Here is a 19,137-nt window from a genome sequence, read left to right on the forward strand (position 1 = left end):
TTGATAACGAACATGTCCAACATCGACCAACCGACCGAGACCAGCTCCGCGGAGCCGCAAAGTTTTCTCGATCGATTGCGTGCCCTCCTCGGCACGTTCCGCCCGCACGGCTCCCTGCGCACCGACCTCGTGGAGGTGCTCGCCGCGGCGGAGACACCCGAGGAGGAGGGGGAATTCACCCCATCCGAGCGCAAGATGCTGCGCAACATCCTGCACCTGCGGGACGTGGGCATCGGCGACATCATGGTGCCCCGCGCCGAGATCGTCGCCGTGCGCAAGGATGCCCCGCTGGGCGAACTGCTGAAGTTGTTCGTCACGGTCGGCCATTCCCGGCTCGTCGTCTATGACGACACGCTGGATGACCCGGTCGGCATGGTCCACATCCGCGACCTCATCGCTTTCCTCGCGGGCGACCTCGCCTCCGCATCCGGCAAGATCGACCTCGGCAAGGTCAATCTCGACGCGACGCTGGAGACCGCGGGCCTCATCCGCCGCATCCTCTACGTGCCGCCGTCCATGCCGGCGGTGGATCTGCTCGTCTCCATGCAGGCGGCGCGCACCCACCTCGCCCTGGTCATCGACGAATATGGCGGCACGGACGGCCTCGTCTCCATCGAGGACGTGGTGGAGGAGATCGTCGGCGAGATCGAGGACGAGCACGACGAGGCGGCCGAAACCCTTCTGACCCGCCAGCCCGACGGCAGCTATCTCGCCGACGCCCGCACCCCGCTGGAGGCGGCGGTGGAAGTGCTCGGCACCGGCTTCGCGTCGGAAGAGGCGATGGAGGAGGTGGACAGCGTGGGCGGCCTCGTGGTGCGCATCGCCTCCCGCGTGCCGAAATCCGGCGAGGTGATCTCGCTGCCGGGCGGCTTCGACGTGGACGTGGTGGATGCCGATCCACGCCGGCTGAAGAAGCTGCGCATCATCCCGCCCCGGGATCTCGACGGCGCCGCCGCCGGGCACGCCTTGCCCGACGCCTGACCGTCCGCGTGGCTGTTCCCTCCAAGGCCGCTCCTCGCCGCGGCGCGCCCCCGACTGGCATGTCGTGGCGCGGACGCATCCTGATGCTGCGCTTCCTCACCGGGTGGCGGCGGCGGAGCGTCGCATGGATCGCGGGAGCGGTCGGCGCCCTCGCCATGCCGCCGTTCGATCTGTGGCCTGTGCTGGCGATCAGCTTCCCGGTGCTGGTGCTGCTGCTCGACGGCTGCCGGGGCGATCTCAAGACCCGTCTGGTTTCGGCGGCGGGGGTCGGCTGGTGGTTCGGCTTCGGCTATTTCCTCGCATCCCTCTGGTGGATCGGCGCCGCCTTCCTGGTGGAGGCGGACGTTTTCGGCTGGCTGCTGCCGTTCGCGGTGGTCGCCATGCCGGCGGGGCTGGCGCTGTTCACGGCGTTCGGAACGGCAGTGGCCCGGCTGCTGTGGTCCAAGGGGGGCCTCAGGCTGTTCGCGCTCACCTTCGGCCTGACGCTGGCGGAATGGCTGCGCGGACATGTGCTCACGGGCTTTCCCTGGAATACCTACGGCTATGCGGTTTCCGACGACCTGCTGCTGATGCAGGCGGCAGCCGTGATCGGGGTGTGGGGCCTCACCTTCTTCTGCGTGCTGTTGCTCTCGACACCGGTGCTGCTCCTCGTGCCGGGCCGGCGCGGCCTTGCGGCCGTCGGCGCGGCGGCTCTGGTCATCGCGGGGACCGCGCTATGGGGCGGCTACCGCCTCTCGGTGACCCCGCTCGAGACGGTGCCCGGCGTTGCGCTACGGGTGATGCAGCCGAACCTGTCGCAGGACAAGAAGTTCGCCTATGACCGGCGCGAGAAGATCCTGCAAGACTATCTGGCTTTGAGCGCGCAGAAGAGCGCGACTTATCCTGCCGGGCTCGCCGACGTCACCGTTCTGATCTGGCCGGAATCGTCCTTTCCTTTCATTTACGAACGGGAACCCTGGGCGGCCGAGGCCATTGCCTCGGTTTTGCCAGCCAACGTGACGCTGGTGACGGGCGCCATCCGCTATGACCTGCCCCCGCCCGGCCAGCGTTCCCCATTCTTCAATTCCATCAGGGTGATGGACCACCGCGGGCGGGTGCTGGAGAACACCGACAAGGTGCATCTCGTGCCGTTCGGGGAATACCTGCCGTTTCAGGCCGAGCTTGAAGCGCTCGGCCTTGAACAACTTACACGTGTGCGAGGCGGTTTCTCCTCCGGCGCGGCGCTTGCCGCCCTCCAGATCCCGGGCCTGCCGCTGGCGTCGCCTCTCGTATGTTACGAAATTATCTTTCCTGGAAAGGTAGTTCCGGTAGGTCCGAGGCCGGCATGGATGCTCAACCTGACCAATGACGCATGGTTTGGCCTGACGCCCGGTCCCTACCAGCATTTCGCGCAGGCCCGCATGCGTGCGGTCGAGGAAGGGCTCCCGCTGGTTCGCGCCGCCAATACGGGCATCTCCGCGATCGTCGATCCGGTGGGGCGTATTGTCGCATCTCACGATCTCGGAAAGGAGGGCCTGGTGGATGGTCCCCTGCCGAAGTCACTGGAAACGGTTTCTGTTGCTGCCAAGCTTGGCGGTATGGTCATCCTCACGCTTCTCGCCGTTGCTTTTGCCCTAGCTTCCGCACCGCTTTGCGGTTGCATTACACGCAAAGGTTGATCGACGCGTTCCGATTGTGTCCCTATGTTCGCCGGCAATCAGGGCAGCCTTCGCGCAGCGAAGTATCGAGTAATCTTTTCCGACATAGCCGGAGAGACCATGGCCAAGAAGGCGCCGAACCCTATTGATAAGCACGTTGGCTCGCGTGTCCGCATGAGGCGGATGATGGTGGGGATGAGCCAGGAGAAGCTGGGCGAGCATCTGGGCATCACCTTCCAGCAGATCCAGAAGTACGAGAAGGGCACGAATCGCATTGGTGCGAGCCGGCTCCAGCAGATTTCGATTGTGCTTGGCGTTCCTGTCGCCTTCTTCTTCGAGGGCGCCCCCACGGTCGGCCCCGAAGGCGAGGGCTTCTCCGAGGAACAGTCCCCGGCCTACGTCTCTGACTTCCTCGCCACTTCCGACGGACTGACGCTGACCCGGAACTTCATGCGGATCTCGGACGCCCGCGTCCGGCGCCGCATCGTCGATCTGGTGATCGCCATCGCCGGCGAAGCCGAGGCGTGAAGCGTTCGTTTTGGCGAACGATTTCGCGTTGACGACCTTGACCGCCCGCCGCTGCGTTGCCACAAAGGGCGGCCGCACCGTGGCGCGGGCGTAACAGGGGCCGTCATATGGCGCGTCAATCTTATCTTTTCACCAGTGAATCGGTTTCCGAAGGTCATCCGGACAAGGTCTGTGACCGGATTTCCGACGAAGTGGTCGATACCTTCTTCCGCACTGCGGAAACCGAAGGGTGGGATCCGAGCCAGGTTCGCGTCGCATGCGAGACGCTCGCCACCACCAACAAGGTGGTGATCGCCGGCGAAACCCGCGGCCCGTCCTCGATCACCAGGGATCTCCTCTCCCACGCCGCGCGTCTGGCCATCCGGGACATCGGCTACGAGCAGGCCGGCTTCCACTGGGAAACCGCCGACATCGACGTGCTGCTGCACGCCCAGTCGGCGGACATCGCCCAGGGCGTGGACATCGCCGGCAACAAGGATGAGGGCGCCGGCGACCAGGGCATCATGTTCGGCTACGCCGTGCGCGAAACCCCGGAGCTGATGCCCGCTCCCATCTATTATGCCCACAAGATCCTGAAGGTGCTGGCCGACGCCCGCCATTCCGGCGAGACCCATGCCCTCGGTCCGGACGCCAAGAGCCAGGTCACCGTCCAGTATGAGAACGGCAAGCCGGTGGGCGTCACCCAGATCGTGCTGTCCACGCAGCACCTGGACGAGCACCTCACGTCCCACGACGTGAAGTCCATCGTGGAGCCCTACATCAAGAAGACCCTGCCGGACGGCTGGGTGACGGATGCCACCGTGTGGCACGTCAACCCCACCGGCAAGTTCGTCATCGGCGGTCCCGACGGCGACTGCGGCCTCACCGGCCGCAAGATCATCGTGGACACCTACGGTGGCGCGGCTCCCCACGGCGGCGGTGCCTTCTCCGGCAAGGATCCGACCAAGGTGGACCGCTCGGCGGCCTATGCAGCGCGCTACCTCGCCAAGAATGTGGTCGCCGCGGATCTGGCCGACCGCGCCACCATCCAGCTCGCCTATGCCATCGGCGTGTCCGATCCGCTGGCGGTCTATGTGGACCTGCACGGCACCGGCAAGGTGGACGAGGCGAAGCTCGAAAAGGTGCTGCGCGAGGTGATGAACCTGCGCCCCCGCGGCATCCGCGAGCATCTCGGCCTCACCAAGCCCATCTATGCCCGCACCGCAGCCTACGGCCATTTCGGCCGCGCGCCGGAAGCCGACGGCGGTTTCTCCTGGGAGAAGACCGACCTCGTGGACGCGCTCAAGGCGGCCGTGGCCTGAGCCCCCAGGGGCGGCCACTCCGCGCCTTGCCATCTGAGTTGACCCGCCGGCCGGATTGCCCTGCAGTCCGGCCGGCGCCTTTTTCAGCATGACCGCCATGAGCCAGCAGCCGAGCGAACACCAAAGCCAATCCGCGAGCCCCTCCTCCGCCGCTGCGGACTTCGAGGCGCGCGGCGCCTTCTATGGCCGGCGCATCGGCAAGACGCTGCGGGGACTGCAGCAGGACGCCCTCACCCACCTGCTGCCGCGCTACAAGCTCGAACTGGACGCGGCCTCCGTCCCGGCCAGCCTGTTTCCCCAACCGGTGCAGGGATATTGGCTCGAGATTGGCTGCGGCTGCGGTGAGCACCTCATAGACCACGCCGCGCGGCGGCCGGATGTGGGCTTCATCGGCGTCGAGCCCTTCCTCAACGGCCTTGCCCGGATGCTGGTGGACCTCGACGCCCGCGGCCTTTCCAACGTGCGGGTCTTCGACCTGGACGCCGCGTTGCTGCTCGATCGGCTGCCTACGGGAAGCCTCGACGGGGCAGACCTGTTCTATCCCGATCCCTGGCCGAAGAAGCGGCATTGGAAGCGCCGCTTCGTGCGCCCCGACAATCTTGACAGGCTTGCCCGCGTCATCCGCCCCGGCGGCGTGTTTCGCTTCGCCTCCGACGTGCCGCACTACGTGGGCTGGACCCTCGCTCATGTCCGCGCGCACGGTGCCTTCACCTGGACGGCGCAGCGGGCCGACGACTGGCGCAAGCCCTATCCGTTCTGGCCCGGCACGCGCTACGAGGCGAAGGCCATCGCGCAAGGCCGCGTGCCCACCTACCTCACGTTCATCCGGCGCTAGGAAAAGCGTTCACTCGCCCGCGGCGTGGAGTGCGGACAGCCCCTCACGATAGGTGGGATAGCGAAGCCTCACCCCCAGCTCTTCCTTGAGCCGGGCATTGCCCACGCGCTTGTTGCCGGACCAGAAGGAAAGGGCCATGGGGCTCATCTCCCGGGCCGCCTCCTCGAAGGGAATGGCGGCCGGCGGGTCCATGCCGAGCAGTTCCGCCGCATAGGCGATGGGATCGCCGGGCGGTGCGGGCAGGTCGTCGGTGACGTTGAGGATGCCGTCGTAACGGTGCGCTATCGCGGCGCGAATGGCGCAGACGATGTCGTCCACATGGATGCGGTTGAACACCTGCCCCGGCTTGTCGATGCGCCGGGCCGTGCCGACGCGCAGCTGGGCCAGCGCGTTGCGCCCCGGACCGTAGATGCCGGCAAGGCGCAGCACCGCCACGCGGATGCCGTGCCTGCGGCCGAAATCCTGCCAGTCGGCCTCCGCCTTCAGCCGGCGTTCAAGGCGGGCGCTCCCGGCTCGTGGCGGTGTCGCCTCATCTACCCAGCCCCCGTCGTGGTTGCCGTAGACGCCGAGCGTGGTGAGATAGACAACCTGGCGCAGGCGGCCGGACGCGAGGATTTCCGCAGCGCAGCACAGGATGGGGTCGCCCCGATCGTCCGGTGGAGCGGACGCCAGCAGGATCTGGGCGCCAGCCAAAGCACTCGCGAGCCCATCGCACAGCGTCGTTCCGTCGAAGGCGAAGGCCTCCACGTCGGCCGGAAATGTGGAAAGCCGCGCGGCCTCCCGCGAGGTGCCGACGATGCGGCCAAATGCGTCGCGATCCTCGGCGACGAGATGCCGGGCGCAATAGCCGAAGCCGATAGCCGCGAGCGAGATCATGGCCGGGTGATGCCCGAGGTGCCGGCATCCGGCAAGGGCGACTGCACCGCCGGATCGCCCGGCCGGCCGGCGAGGGCGAGGGCGCACAGGCGGCGCACCGTGGCCTCGCTATCGCGCGTCACGCTCTTGCGGTCATGGGCGGCATCGAGCGTCACCGGCGTGCCGAACGTGACCTCCACGTCGATGGCGCCATGGCGCAGCACGTCCATGAGGTGCGGAGCCAGCTCCATGTCCCCGAACCACGCCGCCACGGGCCGGTGGCTGCGGCCCATGGGCAGGCCTTGGAGGCGCACATAGGACACGGCAAGGGGCTGCACCACCACCTCCGTCCCGCCGGCGAAGGCCTCGCGCGCGGCGCCCACCAGAGCGGTGCGGAAGGGCAGCACACGGTTGCCGTCGCTTGAGGTGCCTTCCGCGAACAGTACGACCGGGTCGCCGTCGACAAGACGATCCGCGATCTCCCGGTTCACCGCGCCGGTGGCATGGCGGCGCTGGCGATCGACGAACACGGTGCGCTGGAATTTGGCGAGCAGCCCGATCAGCGGCCAGCCCGACACCTCGCTCTTCGCCACGAAGAACAGCGGCGTCAGCGAACCGACCACTGGAATGTCGAGCCAGGAGGCGTGGTTCGCGAGGATCAGCAGCGGCCGATCGGCGGCCGGCGTGCCGCGCACATGCACGCGCACCCCGATGAGCCGCAAAAGGACGCGATGGTAGAGCCGCGGGATGTGGCGGCGGGCATCAAGGCCCAGCTTCAGCGCGATCCACTGGAAGGGAATGCCCACCAGCGTCACCGTGCCGACCGTGGCGAGCACTCCGGCTAGGCGCAGCCGGTCGAGCAGGCGCGAGAGGGCGGGCTGCTCGGGGCCGAGCGGCGCCAGCCCGGTCGGCGCAGCAGGACCGTCGCCGGAAGCGGGCGCTGCAGCAGGCCCGCCGGAAAGGCTCACTGCTTCTCGTCCTCGTCGAGCGGCACCGCATACAGCTCGAGGCGGTGGCCGCGCAGCTTGAAACCGAGATCCCGGGCAATCTGCTCCTGCAGCGCCTCGATCTGTTCGGAGCGGAACTCGATCACCTGGCCGGACCTGAGATCGATCAGGTGGTCATGGTGCTCGTCGGGCATCTGCTCGTAGCGGGCGCGGCCGTCGCCGAAATCGTGCCGCTCGATGATGCCGGCATCCTCCAGCATCTTCACGGTGCGGTAGACCGTGGAGATGGAGATGTTGTCGTCGATGGCCACGGCGCGGCGGTGCAGTTCCTCCACGTCGGGATGATCCTGCGCGCCGGACAGCACGCGGGCGATGACGCGGCGCTGCTCGGTCATCCGCATGCCCTTGGCCAGGCAGGCTTCCTCAATGAGGCTGATCTTTCCGCTCAAGCGGACCTCCGCGACGACCCGGGGACTTTCCCTTGCCTTATCGCGCCGCCGCCTGCCCGCTGCAAGGGGGCGGACAAAGGCTTGCCACCACTCGCTTGCCGAAGCTCAAAAGTCGCGACGCAGCAGCAGCGCATCGGCACCGTCCGCATAATAGCCCCGGCGCCGACCGACCTCGCCATAGCCGAGACGGGCATAGAGCGTGCGGGCGGCGGCGTTGCCCGCCTCAACCTCCAGGAAGGAGGTCGAGACGCCTTCCGCGGCGAGGCGCGCGAGATGGAAGGAGACCAAAGCCCGGCCGATGCCACGGCGGCGACGGTCGGTGACGACGGCGACGGTCAGGATCTCCGATTCGGGCGGTACGCAATGGGACAGGACGAAGCCCACCGGCGGCTTGCGGGGGCCGAGCGCCGCCACGTGGGCGCGCACGGCGCGATCGGCGAGGAGCCGCTCGAACTCGTCGGCGCCCCAGCCGCGCGCGAAGGCGCGGGCATGGATGGCGGCAAGATGGGGGATGTCCGCGGCCGTGGCGGCCCGCAGCAGCGGCGGGCGCGGCGGAAACAGGCGATCGAGCAGGCGCTTCATCGGCGGGCGATGCGGGCCTTGTCCTGCGGCTTGGCGTCGGGAGGCCGCAGGTAGAGCGGGCGCGGCTCGGCCGCTTCGGGATCGGCGACGGAGCCGAGACGGGCGACCCACGCAACATCGGGGGCGGGCGTATCGTCGACCAGCTCGGGAAGCTTTTCCGCCGGCGGCCAGGCATCGGCCACGAGATGGGCCCCGGAGCCGACAATCCGCACCGCTCCGATGGCCACCGAGCGGGCGGCCTCCCGCACGCTGGTGATGCGCGGCGCGATCAGCGTGCGCCCGCCGACGCCGAACATCTGCAGAAAGACATGGCCGTGGCGGGCATCGATGGCCGAGACCACCGGAACCGCATCGTCGTGGGCGAGATAGGGTGCGGCGAGTGCGGCCAGCGTGGTCACTCCCACCACCGGCCGATTGGCGGTCAGCCCGAAACCACGGGCGGCGGACAGGCCCACCCGAAGGCCGGTGAAGCTGCCGGGCCCCACCGTGACGGCAATGCGCGCCAGATGCTCGAAATCGATACCGGCGGAACTCATGACCTGCTCGACCAGCGGGATCAGCGTTTCCGCATGGCCCCGCTCCATGAGCAGCGAATCGCCCGAGACGATGCTGTCCGTCTCGGTGTCGAGCACCGCGGCGGAGCAGGCGGCAAGCGCCGTGTCTATGGCGAGGACATACATGAACGCGGGCACCCCGATCGCCGCCACGATCAACCGAAACCGTGGCGGGGGGAAGCAACCCGGCACGCTCACTTTCGGGAAAGGTTAATAAGACCGTTCCCGAATACCTCAAATCGGGGTCCGCGCTGTCAGACTGCCCGGACTTCCGCCACTTCCGCCACGAAATGCTTCAACAGATTTTCGATGCCGTTCTTGAGCGTGGCAGTGGAGGAGGGGCAGCCCGAGCAGGAGCCCTTCATGTTGAGGAACACCACGCCGTCCTCGAAGCCCCGGAAGGTGATGTCGCCACCGTCATTGGCGACGGCCGGGCGCACCCGGGTTTCCAGCAGTTCCTTGATGGTGGCGACGATCTCGCCATCCTTGGCGTCAAAAAACTCGTCGCCGTCGCCCACATCCGGCTTCACGCCCTCGGACAGCACCGGGGCCCCGGACATGAAGTGCTCCATGATGGCACCAAGAATGGCCGGCTTGATCTGCGGCCACTCACTGTCGGTCTTGGTCACCGTCACGAAGTCCGAGCCGAGCATGACACCCGACACGCCGCGCACGTCGAACAGGCGCTGGGCGAGGGGGGAAAGCTCGGCGTCCTCGGCCGAACGCAGGTCGAGCACGCCCTCGCCCAGCACCGAACGGCCGGGCAGGAACTTCAGGGTCGCCGGGTTCGGCGTGGTTTCGGTCTGGATGAACATGGCCAATCCTCAAAAGAAACGGTGCGGGGAAAACCCGCCGGTTTCTCTCAAGATAGGGAGGACGCCGCGAAACGGGAAGGGAGGGATCCGGGATCGTCCCGAATTGACACGCCCCGCTTGAGCTTCGCCGAACAGGGCCTGAACGAAAGGCGCGCGAATCACGCGCCGGGCGCTGTTGGCGGTTCGTTCACGCGCGAACCGGGCCGGAGCTCGTCCGGCCCTGCTGCGATGAGCGCGCGAGCGCGCTCAGGTGTACCGCTCAGGTGTTCATGGAATCGAAGAAGTCCTGGTTGGTCTTCGTCTGCCGCAGCTTGTCGAGCAGGAACTCGATGGCATCCACGGTGCCCATGGGGTTCAGGATGCGGCGCAGGACGTACATCTTCTTGAGCGTGTCGGCAGGAACCAGCAGCTCTTCCTTGCGGGTTCCGGACCGGGTGATGTCGATGGCCGGGAACACGCGCTTGTCGGAGACCTTGCGGTCGAGGATGACTTCCGAATTACCGGTGCCCTTGAACTCCTCGAAGATCACTTCGTCCATGCGCGAGCCGGTCTCGATGAGTGCGGTCGCGATGATGGTGAGGGAGCCGCCTTCCTCGATGTTGCGCGCCGCGCCGAAGAAGCGCTTGGGCCGCTGGAGGGCGTTCGCGTCCACACCGCCGGTCAGCACCTTGCCCGAGGACGGCACCACGGTGTTGTAGGCGCGGCCAAGGCGAGTGATGGAATCCAGAAGGATCACCACGTCGCGGCCATGCTCGACCAGGCGCTTGGCCTTCTCGATCACCATCTCGGCCACCTGCACGTGGCGCACGGCCGGCTCGTCGAAGGTGGAGGAAACCACCTCGCCCTTCACCGAGCGCTGCATGTCGGTGACTTCCTCGGGCCGCTCGTCGATGAGCAGCACGATCAGGAAGCACTCCGGATGGTTGGCGGTGATGGACTTGGCGATGTTCTGCAGCAGCACCGTCTTGCCGGTGCGGGGCGGCGCCACGATCAGGCCACGCTGGCCTTTGCCGATGGGCGCCACGATGTCGATGATGCGCGGCGAGAAGTCTTTCTTGCTGCCGGCAGGCTCATCATGCTCGAGCTTGAGACGCTCGTCGGGATAGAGCGGCGTCAGGTTGTCGAAATTGATCTTGTGCCGCGCCTTCTCGGGGTCCTCGAAATTGATCGTGTTGACCTTGAGCAGCGCGAAATAGCGTTCACCCTCCTTGGGAGAGCGGATCTGCCCCTCCACCGTGTCGCCGGTGCGCAAACCGAAGCGGCGGATCTGGGAGGGGGAGACATAGATGTCGTCGGGACCGGGCAGATAGTTCGCCTCGGGCGAGCGCAGGAAGCCGAAGCCATCCTGCAGAACCTCGACGACGCCCTCGCCAATGATCTCCGTCTCGGTGGCGGCCAGCTGCTTGAGGATCGCAAACATCAGCTCCTGCTTGCGGAGCGTGCTGGCGTTTTCCACCTCATTCTCCTCGGCAAAGGCGAGGAGCTCGACGGGGGTCTTGGACTTGAGGTCTTGAAGTTTCACTTCCCGCATAAGGGAAAGCCTCGATGGGTATTGGGGGGCCGGGAGCCGATCGGTCAGGATCGGGGTCGGCTGGTGGAGGGAAGGACGGGATCGCAGGTCTTCAGGGGAAGCCGGGGGCACGCAGCTCGCCGCCTGACGCGCCGGCCGGACCAAGACGGCTCCACCAGGACAGCGTCTTCAAGACGACGCCAAGAGCGGATGCCGGACCGAAGGGAAGCGCGTTCGCCTGCGTTTGGGAAAGCACGCGCAAGATAGGCGCGCCGTCAGGGGTGCGCAAGTCCCCCTAAAGGCGAGGGTCGGATCAAAACGGTTTGACCACCACCAGAATGACGATGCCGATCATCAGCAGCGTCGGTACCTCGTTGGCGATGCGGTAGAAGCGTGCCGGCCGGATGTTCCTGTCCTCGGCGAATTCGCGCACCCAGCGCACGAGGAAACCGTGCATCGCCGACATGGCCAGAACCAGCGCGAACTTGGCGTGAAACCAGCCGGCCTTGTACCAGCCGCCCTCGTAGACCAGCCACAGGCCGGCGAGCCAGGTGACGATCATCGCCGGGTTGATGATGGCTTTGAGCAGCCGCCGTTCCATGACCTTGAAGGTCTCCGACTGCACCGAGCCGACCTCGGCCGCGCAGTGGTAGACCATCAGGCGCGGCAGATAGAGCATCCCCGCCATCCAGGCGATGACGGCGATGATATGCAGCGCCTTGATCCACTCGTAGAGCATTGAAGCAAAAGCCTTATCTGTCGCGTTCAGCGGGCGCGGCGCACCAGCTCGACGAACTTTTCCACATGCTCCAGCGGCGTCTCCGGACGGATGCCGTGGCCAAGGTTGAAGATGTGACGCACCCCGTCGAAGTCGGCGCGGATGCGCGCCACCTCCTCCTCCAGCGCCGCCCCGCCCACGATCAGCCGCAGCGGGTCGAGATTACCCTGGAGCGCCACATCGTCGGAGAGCCGCTGGCGCGCCGCATGGCGGTCGGCGGACCAGTCAAGACCGATGCCGTCGATGCCCGCGTCGGCAAGCCGCTCGAGGGCTTCCAGCGTGGCGCCCTTCGGAAATGCGATGATCCGCACATAGGGATGCTTCGCCTTGAGCCCCGCGACGATGCGGCGCAGGGGTTCAGCGCACCAGCGCTCGAACGAGGCGGGGTCCAGCACGCCGGCCCACGTGTCGAAGATCTGCACCGCGTCGGCCCCGGCCTCGACCTGTCCCGAGAGGTGGGTGATGGACGCCTCCACCAGCCGGTCGATCAGCTCCTGAAACAGCTCCGGCTCACGCAGGGCGAGAAGACGGGCGGGAGCCTGATCGTCCGTGCCCTGGCCCGCCACCATGTAGGTCGCCACCGTCCACGGCGCGCCGCAGAAGCCGATCAGCGCCGTCTCGGCTGGGAGCTGGGCCCGCACGTCGGCGATGGCCTCGTAGACCGGCCCCACCTTGGCGGGATCGAGCCGATCCGACAGGGCGGCCAGCGCCGCGCTATCTGCCACGGGCGTCAGGCGGGGCCCTTCGCCGGCCTCAAACCTCAGTCCGGTGCCCAGCGCATGGGGAATGACCAGGATGTCCGAGAAGATGATGGCCGCATCAAAGCCGTAGCGGCGAATGGGCTGGAGCGTCACCTCGGCGGCGAGCTTCGGCGTGTAGCACAGGGTCAGGAAGTCGCCGGCCTCGGCGCGCACGGCGCGGTACTCGGGCAGATAGCGGCCGGCCTGCCGCATCATCCAGAGCGGAGGTGGGTCCTGGACCGTGCCGTCGAGAACCGAAAGGAAGCGCGATCGCGTGGCAGGAGAGCGGTCCATCCCGTCCCTTCAATCAAAGAGAGATATTTTTAAAAGAGAGAGTCTTTGGTGTCTTAACGGTTGATTAACCAGTTGCCGGCTCCTCGACAACCGATCCACAGCGGAACCCATAGCCGACACGCGACTTGCCGCGGATGCGAAGCCGGCGAAAGGCCGGTTAACAAAGGATTAACGCACCCCCTCCGAAAGGCCGTCCACATCGACGCACAGGCCGGGACTGGAATCTCTCCCGCAGGGTGATCGTGTGGATGGATTTCGCACTTATCCAGAGGCCGCCCTTGCAAGGGGCCAAAGTGCGTGCCTTCCTCAACAGCCTTCCACAGGAGCGGTGGACAAAGTGACTCAGTCGAAGCCGGGCGAGGCCTATTTCCACCTTCACCTCGTGTCGGACGCCACGGGCGAAACCCTTATCAACGTTGGCCGGGCGGCGAGCGCGCAATATGCGAACGTGCTGCCCATCGAACACGTCTATCCGCTGGTTCGTTCCATGAAGCAGCTGGAACGGGTGCTGATCGAGGTGGAGTCCAATCCGGGCATCGTCCTCTTCACGCTCGTGGACAAGGACATCCGCAGCCGCCTGCGCCAGCGCTGCGAGGAACTGGGTCTGCCGCACCTCTCGGTGATGGCCCCGGTGGTGCGGCTGTTCCAGTCCTATCTCGGCGGCGAGCCGACCCCGCGGGTGGGCGGCCAGCACGCGCTGGATGCGAGCTATTTCAAGCGGATCGATGCGCTCAACTTCACCGTCATGCACGACGACGGCCATCTGACCGAAGACCTAGAGCATGCGGATGTGGTGCTGCTCGGCGTGTCGCGCACGTCCAAGACGCCGACCTCCATCTATCTCGCCAACCGTGGGATCAAGGCGGCCAACATCCCGCTCGTCCCCAACGTGCCGCTGCCGCCCAATATCGAGAAGCTGAAGAAGCCGCTGGTGGTGGGCCTCGTCGCCAGCCCCGAGCGCATCGTCGAAATCCGCCAGAACCGGCTCCTCGGGTTGAACGCGGTCGAGACGGGCGGTTCGTCCTATACTGATCGCGAGGCGGTCTCCGAGGAGATCGCTTTCTCCCGCCGGCTTTGCGGCCGCAACGGCTGGCCGCTGATCGACGTGACCCGCCGATCCATCGAGGAGACGGCGGCCAATATTCTCAGCCTCTACAGCGACCATCGGCGCCGCTCCATCGCCGAAACCTGAGGCGGCAATAAAGTGAGGCACGGCGCCGGATTGTGCTGCTCTTCAGTTTGCATCGCGGGCAAAGGCGTGAGATCAGCGCAGTGCGTCATTTTTTGACGGCGGTGCAACAGAGGAGAGACGATCGTGTGGCGTGGCGAACAGCCGCTCGTGCTCGCATCCAAGAGCGCGACCCGATTGACCCTTCTGGTGCATGCGGGCGTGCCGGTGGAAACCGTGGCCGCCGATGTGGACGAGCGGGCCCTTCAGGACACCGCCGGTGACACCGATCCGGCCGGCATTGCCCTTCTGCTCGCCCGGGCCAAGGCGCTGTCGGGATCGAAGGCTGCGCCGGGACGCCTGGTGCTGGGCGCCGACCAGACGTTGGCGCTGGGGCCGAAAATCTACCACAAGCCGGTGTCCGTCGAGGCCGCTCGCGCGCAGCTATTCGAGCTATCCGGGCAAACCCATGCGCTGCATTCGGCGGTCGCGGTGGCCTGCGACGGCGTGGTGCTGTTCGATACGGTGGTGAGCGCTTTCCTCACCATGCGCCCGCTGACCGAGGAGACGCTGTCTGCCTATCTCGCGGCGGCCGGGCCCCGGGTGCTGACCTCCGTGGGCGCCTATCAGCTCGAATCGGTGGGCGTGCATCTGTTCACGCGCGTAGATGGGGACCACTTCACCATTCTCGGCCTGCCTCTGCTGCAGCTTCTGCCCTTCTTCCGTGAGCAGGGGCTGCTGCCATGACGGTGCGGGCCTGTGTCACCGGCCAGCCCGTCACCTATTCGCGCTCGCCCCTGCTGCACGGCTACTGGCTGAAGGCCTATGGCATCGACGGTGCCTATGAGCGCGAGGAGGTGCCGCCCGAGACGGCGGCCGATTTCTACCGGAGCCTTGGCGCGCGCGGCTATGCCGGCTGCAATGTCACCCTGCCCAACAAGGAGATCGCCTTCTCCGTCCTCGACGAGGCGGACGAGAGCGCGGCGGCGCTGGGTGCCGCCAACACCCTCTGGCTGGAGGGTGGCAAGCTCCATGGAGCGAGCACGGACGGCTACGGTTTCATCGCCAATCTCGACGCCTCCGCGCCGGGCTGGGACGGGGCACGCAACTGCGCCCTCGTGATCGGTGCCGGCGGCGCGTCGCGCGCGGTGGTGCATGCGCTGGTGGGCCGAGGCTTCGACCGCGTTGTCCTCGCCAATCGCACGCTGGAGCGGGCCGAGACGGTGGCATCCCTGTTCGGGCCGACCGTGCGCCCGCTCGCGTTCGATCGCATCGCCGAGGTGATGGGCGAAGCGGACATCCTCGTGAATTGCACCTCGCTGGGCATGAAGGGATCGGACCCGCTGACGCTCGACCTTGGCCGGCTGCGCCAGGAGACGGTGGTGAGCGACATCGTTTACGTGCCGCTCATGACGCCGCTCCTGAAAGCCGCCTCCGCCGCTGGCTTCCGCACGGTCGATGGGTTGGGCATGCTGCTGCACCAGGGTGTGCCCGGCTTCCGTCGCTGGTTCGGCGTCACGCCGGAGGTGACGCCGGAATTGCGCGCCGTGCTTGTCGAAGATCTTCGCGCCAAGGGGCAACTGGAGGCCTGACGCCATGTGGGTCCTCGGCCTCACCGGGTCCATCGGCATGGGCAAGTCCGCCACCGCGCGGATGTTCCGGGTGCTGGGGGTGCCGGTGCATGATGCCGACGCGTCGGTCCACGCGCTCTATCGGGGGGCGGCGGTGGCGCCGGTGGAGGCGGCCTTTCCAGGCGTGGCCCGGGACGGCGTCATCGATCGAGCAGCGCTGGGTGCCCGCGTGCTGGGCGATGCCGAGGCGATGAAGCGGCTGGAGGCCATCGTCCATCCTCTTGTGCGCGAAGCGGAGACGGCCTTCCTCACCAAGGCCCGGGAAAGCGGGGCGCGACTGGTGGTGCTCGATATCCCGCTCCTGTTCGAGACCGGTGGGGACAGGCGGGTGGACGCCGTGGCTGTGGTCAGCGCGTCGAAAGCTGTGCAACGCGACCGCGTGCTCGCCCGGGAGGGCATGACGGACGAGAAATTCGCGACCATTCTCGCCAAGCAGATGCCGGACGCCGAGAAGCGCCGCCGGGCCCATTTCGTCATCGACACGGGCCGAGGCTTCGCCGCCGCCGAACATCAAGTGGCCGGCATCGTGCGCGCTCTGTCGGGGCCGGGGCGTCGGAAGGGCTGAGGGGAAATCATGCGCGAGATCGTGCTCGACACCGAGACCACGGGCCTCGAGGCCTATGGCGGCGACCGGCTGGTGGAAATCGGCTGCGTCGAGATGGTCAACCGCATCCTCACGGGCAACGTCTTCCACGTCTATATCAACCCCCAGCGGGACATGCCGCAGGAGGCGTTCAACGTGCACGGCCTGTCGGCGGAATTTCTGTCCGACAAGCCGATTTTCTCCAAAGTCGCCGATGAATTCTTGGAGTTCATCCAGAACGATACTCTGGTCATCCATAATGCGGCGTTCGACATCGGCTTCCTGAATGCCGAGCTGGAGCGCCTGGGCCGGCCGCCGATCGCCCGCGACCGTGTGGTGGACACGCTGGCGCTGGCCCGCCGCAAGCATCCCGGTGGCGGCAATCGTCTCGACGATCTGATGAACCGCTACGGCATCGATTCGTCGCGCCGCGTTAAGCATGGCGCTCTGCTCGATGCCGAACTTTTGGCCGAGGTCTACAGCGAGCTGCTGGGGGGTCGGCAGGCAAGCCTCATCGGTCTTGTCGAAGAGACCACCGAGGCCCCCCGCCTCGTGGTCGCGGCCCGAGCGGCGCATCCCCGTCCGGCTCCCCTCCCCTCCCGCATCAGCGCCGCCGAATCCGAGGCCCACGCCGCCTTCGTCGCGGCCCTGGGCGAAAAGGCGATCTGGCTGAAATATGCGGACGCGCCTCCGGCGGAGAAGACAGCGAGCTGACGGCTCGCGCATGTCGCCTCGCATCCCTGATTCGAATTTCAATCGAAATTCAACCAAAAGTTGATCGATTAGGAAGGCCTCTGGCGGCAAAACCGCTACGGGTCCGACTCAACGGTCATCCGAATTTTCTCGGCCGCTGGTGACTCTCCGAAGCGATTTTAGCGGGGGGTCGTTTCCTTGCGCCGGCTCAGGGTAATGATTTAACCCAAAAGCGCCATCACCGCGGCCTTCACCTCCGCCGGCTCTGTGACAGGCAGGGAACAGCGTTCTCCGACACAGACGAAGGCCGCTCCACCCTCCGGCGCGGCGGCAATGCGGGCGCCGGTCACGCTGTCCGGCGGCGCAGCCACCCCTGCGGCGCGTGCCACCACCCGGAGCGGGAACGGCACCCTGAGCGCCGCAGCTGCCAACGCCTCCCCCTTCTCACCGGTCGTGACGATTTCGGCCAGGCCGAGCCGGGTGGCGATGGCATTCAGCGTCGCGCCATGGGCGAGCACGTTGCGCGCCGCGGCGCCTGAGGCACCGGCAAGGATGCGGTCGGCACGCGTGCGCAGGCTGTCGTTGCCGGTGAGTGCGGCGAGGCGGATGAGGGCATCGGCGGCGACGGCATTGTAGTTCGGCACGGCCTCGTCATGGGTCGCCGAGGGTCGAACGACGAGGCTGTCCCCATCGTCAGCGGTGAGGAAATAGGTGCCCGTCGCCGGGTCCAGATGGTGCTCTTCCAGCGCATCGAGGAAGGTTGCCGCCAGCCGGAAGGGCGCCTTGTCCCCCGTGGCTTCGCCCAATGCGATGCCCGCGCGGGCCATGGCGGCGAGGTCCGAGGCAAGGCCCGGCATCACCATCTTGTCCCCGCACCAGGAATGGGCGATGCGGCCGTCCTTCACCATGTGGGCCGTCACCGCGCCGAAGGCGGTGCGGGCGAGGCCGATCCACTTCTCTTCGCCCAGGAAGGCCCCGGCGCGGGCCAGTGCGGCGATCATCAGACCGTTCCAGTCTGCGAGCACCTTGTCGTCGCGTCCCGGTCGCACGCGTCCCGCCCGTCGGGCCAGCAGCTTCTCGCGCAGCGGCCCAAGCCGCGCCTCATCCTCGGGGGAGACGACACCGGCAGCGGTGCGGTTGAGGATGTTCCCGGCCTCCCAGTTTCCCGCCTTGGTCACGTCGTAGATGCGGGCGAAGACGGCGGCATCCTCGGCCCCCAGCACCTCTTCGATCTCCGCCAGCGACCAGACGTAGAAGCGCCCCTCATGGCCTTCCGAATCCGCATCGAGGCTCGCTGTGAAGGCACCCGAGCGGGCCAGCATCTCCCGTTCCAGCCAGCCGACCGTCTCGCGGGCGCGCTGCAGGAAGAGCGCATCACCGGTGTCCGCATAGGCCAGCGCCAGCAGCTCCAGCAGCAGCGCGTTGTCGTAGAGCATCTTCTCGAAGTGCGGGACGAACCAGATCTCGTCCACCGAATAGCGGGCGAAGCCACCGCCGAGATGATCGTAGATGCCCCCCTCGCACATACGGTTGAGGGTGAGGGCGACCAGCGCCTTCATGGCGTCGTCGCGGTTGAGGGTACCGGCACGCCAGAGCAGTTCCAGCAGGCCTGACTGCGGGAATTTCGGCGCGCCCTTGAGGCCGCCATGCACCGGATCGATCAGCGGCACGAGGCGACGGGCGGCGTCGTGGAGATCGGCCATGCCGATGGAAACGCCCTGTGTCGGCTGCGCCGCCTTCTTCAGGCGGCCGAGGATCGCCTGCGCGTTCTTCTCCACTTTCTCGGGGCTCTCGGAGAAGACGGAGGACACCTGCTGCAGCACTTCGCTGAAGCCCGGGCGGCCATAGCTCGCCTTGGGGGGAAAATAGGTGCCGCCCCAGAATGGCCGGCCTTCGGGATCGAGGAACATGGTGAGTGGCCAGCCTCCGCTTTGGCCGAGCTGCTGGAGCGCGGACATGTAGATCTGGTCCACGTCCGGCCGCTCCTCCCGGTCCACCTTGATGTTCACGAACAGCGCATTCATCAGCGCGGCCGTCTCCGGGTTCTCGAAGCTCTCGTGGGCCATCACGTGGCACCAGTGGCAGGCGGCATAGCCCACCGACAGGAGGATGGGCTTGCCGGTGGCGCGCGCCTCGGCGAACGCCTCCTCTCCCCACGGCCACCAGTGCACCGGATTGTCCTTGTGCTGGAGCAGGTAGGGGCTCGTCTCGCGGGAGAGGCGATTGAGGCTCATGTCGGAAATCCTTCGGCGTCGG

General features: G+C 66.9%; 20 protein-coding genes. 10 read left to right on the forward strand and 10 right to left on the reverse strand.

The genetic code is table 11. The features are described from left to right. The first annotated feature begins 12 nt into the window (after positions 1 to 12). The 5 genes from ACT535_RS08495 (at position 13) to trmB (ending at position 5,282) form a co-directional block, all read left to right on the forward strand. Positions 13 to 981: a hemolysin family protein gene (locus ACT535_RS08495; protein ID WP_168458691.1), complete on the forward strand. Its 969-nt coding sequence runs from the start codon at positions 13 to 15 to the stop codon at positions 979 to 981. 83 nt (positions 982 to 1,064) lie between these two features. Beyond that, positions 1,065 to 2,639, forward strand: coding sequence for an apolipoprotein N-acyltransferase (gene lnt, locus ACT535_RS08500; RefSeq protein WP_476364055.1), 1,575 nt, complete (start codon positions 1,065 to 1,067; stop codon positions 2,637 to 2,639). Positions 2,640 to 2,738: 99 nt separating this feature from the next. Beyond that, the gene (locus tag ACT535_RS08505) at positions 2,739 to 3,146 is read left to right on the forward strand and encodes a helix-turn-helix transcriptional regulator (protein ID WP_168458689.1); all 408 of its coding nucleotides are present in this window, start codon (positions 2,739 to 2,741) and stop codon (positions 3,144 to 3,146) included. Between the two features lie 107 nt (positions 3,147 to 3,253). Beyond that, positions 3,254 to 4,447: a methionine adenosyltransferase gene (gene metK / locus ACT535_RS08510; RefSeq protein ID WP_476326215.1), complete on the forward strand. Its 1,194-nt coding sequence runs from the start codon at positions 3,254 to 3,256 to the stop codon at positions 4,445 to 4,447. A gap of 97 nt (positions 4,448 to 4,544) precedes the next feature. Further along, positions 4,545 to 5,282: a tRNA (guanine(46)-N(7))-methyltransferase TrmB gene (trmB, locus tag ACT535_RS08515; protein WP_476364056.1), complete on the forward strand. Its 738-nt coding sequence runs from the start codon at positions 4,545 to 4,547 to the stop codon at positions 5,280 to 5,282. Positions 5,283 to 5,291: 9 nt separating this feature from the next. Here trmB and ACT535_RS08520 read toward each other — a convergent pair whose 3' ends face one another. From ACT535_RS08520 to hemE, 9 genes are all read right to left on the reverse strand, one after another. Then, the gene (locus ACT535_RS08520; RefSeq protein ID WP_476364057.1) at positions 5,292 to 6,158 is read right to left on the reverse strand and encodes an NAD-dependent epimerase/dehydratase family protein; all 867 of its coding nucleotides are present in this window, start codon (positions 6,156 to 6,158) and stop codon (positions 5,292 to 5,294) included. After that, the gene (gene olsA / locus ACT535_RS08525; protein ID WP_476364058.1) at positions 6,155 to 7,105 is read right to left on the reverse strand and encodes a lyso-ornithine lipid O-acyltransferase; all 951 of its coding nucleotides are present in this window, start codon (positions 7,103 to 7,105) and stop codon (positions 6,155 to 6,157) included. Before olsA ends, ACT535_RS08520 begins: the two co-directional genes overlap by 4 nt. Continuing rightward, positions 7,102 to 7,485: a Fur family transcriptional regulator gene (locus ACT535_RS08530; protein ID WP_476326460.1), complete on the reverse strand. Its 384-nt coding sequence runs from the start codon at positions 7,483 to 7,485 to the stop codon at positions 7,102 to 7,104. The genes olsA and ACT535_RS08530 overlap by 4 nt, the downstream gene beginning before the upstream one ends. Before the next feature lie 153 nt (positions 7,486 to 7,638). After that, positions 7,639 to 8,115: a GNAT family N-acetyltransferase gene (locus ACT535_RS08535; protein ID WP_168458684.1), complete on the reverse strand. Its 477-nt coding sequence runs from the start codon at positions 8,113 to 8,115 to the stop codon at positions 7,639 to 7,641. Continuing rightward, complete coding sequence (gene tsaB / locus ACT535_RS08540; RefSeq protein ID WP_168458795.1) at positions 8,112 to 8,795, reverse strand: tRNA (adenosine(37)-N6)-threonylcarbamoyltransferase complex dimerization subunit type 1 TsaB; 684 nt, start codon at positions 8,793 to 8,795, stop codon at positions 8,112 to 8,114. The genes ACT535_RS08535 and tsaB overlap by 4 nt, the downstream gene beginning before the upstream one ends. A gap of 128 nt (positions 8,796 to 8,923) precedes the next feature. Beyond that, positions 8,924 to 9,484 carry a NifU family protein gene (locus ACT535_RS08545; protein WP_476364059.1) on the reverse strand — a complete coding sequence of 187 codons (561 nt, stop codon included), beginning with the start codon at positions 9,482 to 9,484 and terminating at the stop codon, positions 8,924 to 8,926. 259 nt (positions 9,485 to 9,743) lie between these two features. Further along, entirely contained in the window at positions 9,744 to 11,015 is a 1,272-nt protein-coding gene (gene rho / locus ACT535_RS08550) for a transcription termination factor Rho (RefSeq protein WP_168458682.1), read from the reverse strand. Positions 11,016 to 11,307: 292 nt separating this feature from the next. Continuing rightward, positions 11,308 to 11,733 (reverse strand): protoporphyrinogen oxidase HemJ, encoded by a 426-nt coding sequence (gene hemJ, locus ACT535_RS08555; protein ID WP_476364060.1) that lies wholly within the window; start codon positions 11,731 to 11,733, stop codon positions 11,308 to 11,310. A gap of 26 nt (positions 11,734 to 11,759) precedes the next feature. Then, positions 11,760 to 12,806 carry a uroporphyrinogen decarboxylase gene (hemE, locus tag ACT535_RS08560; protein ID WP_168458680.1) on the reverse strand — a complete coding sequence of 349 codons (1,047 nt, stop codon included), beginning with the start codon at positions 12,804 to 12,806 and terminating at the stop codon, positions 11,760 to 11,762. 337 nt (positions 12,807 to 13,143) lie between these two features. Between hemE and ACT535_RS08565 the strand changes: the two genes are divergently transcribed. The 5 genes from ACT535_RS08565 to dnaQ all read left to right on the forward strand — a co-directional run bounded on the left by ACT535_RS08565 (position 13,144) and on the right by dnaQ (position 16,902). Continuing rightward, the gene (locus ACT535_RS08565) at positions 13,144 to 13,998 is read left to right on the forward strand and encodes a pyruvate, water dikinase regulatory protein (RefSeq protein WP_476326205.1); all 855 of its coding nucleotides are present in this window, start codon (positions 13,144 to 13,146) and stop codon (positions 13,996 to 13,998) included. A 123-nt stretch (positions 13,999 to 14,121) separates the two neighbouring features. Further along, the gene (locus ACT535_RS08570; RefSeq protein WP_168458678.1) at positions 14,122 to 14,721 is read left to right on the forward strand and encodes a Maf family protein; all 600 of its coding nucleotides are present in this window, start codon (positions 14,122 to 14,124) and stop codon (positions 14,719 to 14,721) included. Continuing rightward, the gene (locus ACT535_RS08575; RefSeq protein ID WP_476364061.1) at positions 14,718 to 15,566 is read left to right on the forward strand and encodes a shikimate dehydrogenase; all 849 of its coding nucleotides are present in this window, start codon (positions 14,718 to 14,720) and stop codon (positions 15,564 to 15,566) included. Before ACT535_RS08570 ends, ACT535_RS08575 begins: the two co-directional genes overlap by 4 nt. 4 nt (positions 15,567 to 15,570) lie before the next feature. After that, positions 15,571 to 16,170 carry a dephospho-CoA kinase gene (gene coaE / locus ACT535_RS08580; RefSeq protein WP_476364062.1) on the forward strand — a complete coding sequence of 200 codons (600 nt, stop codon included), beginning with the start codon at positions 15,571 to 15,573 and terminating at the stop codon, positions 16,168 to 16,170. 9 nt (positions 16,171 to 16,179) lie between these two features. After that, positions 16,180 to 16,902 (forward strand): DNA polymerase III subunit epsilon, encoded by a 723-nt coding sequence (dnaQ, locus tag ACT535_RS08585; protein ID WP_168458675.1) that lies wholly within the window; start codon positions 16,180 to 16,182, stop codon positions 16,900 to 16,902. A 200-nt stretch (positions 16,903 to 17,102) separates the two neighbouring features. Here the strand turns inward: dnaQ and ACT535_RS08590 are convergent, their stop codons facing one another. Continuing rightward, on the reverse strand, positions 17,103 to 19,115 hold the full coding sequence (locus ACT535_RS08590) for a thioredoxin domain-containing protein (RefSeq protein WP_476364063.1): 2,013 nt from the start codon (positions 19,113 to 19,115) through the stop codon (positions 17,103 to 17,105). Between the last annotated feature and the right edge of the window lie 22 nt (positions 19,116 to 19,137).

Source organism: Xanthobacter sp. DMC12 (genome assembly GCF_056314105.1).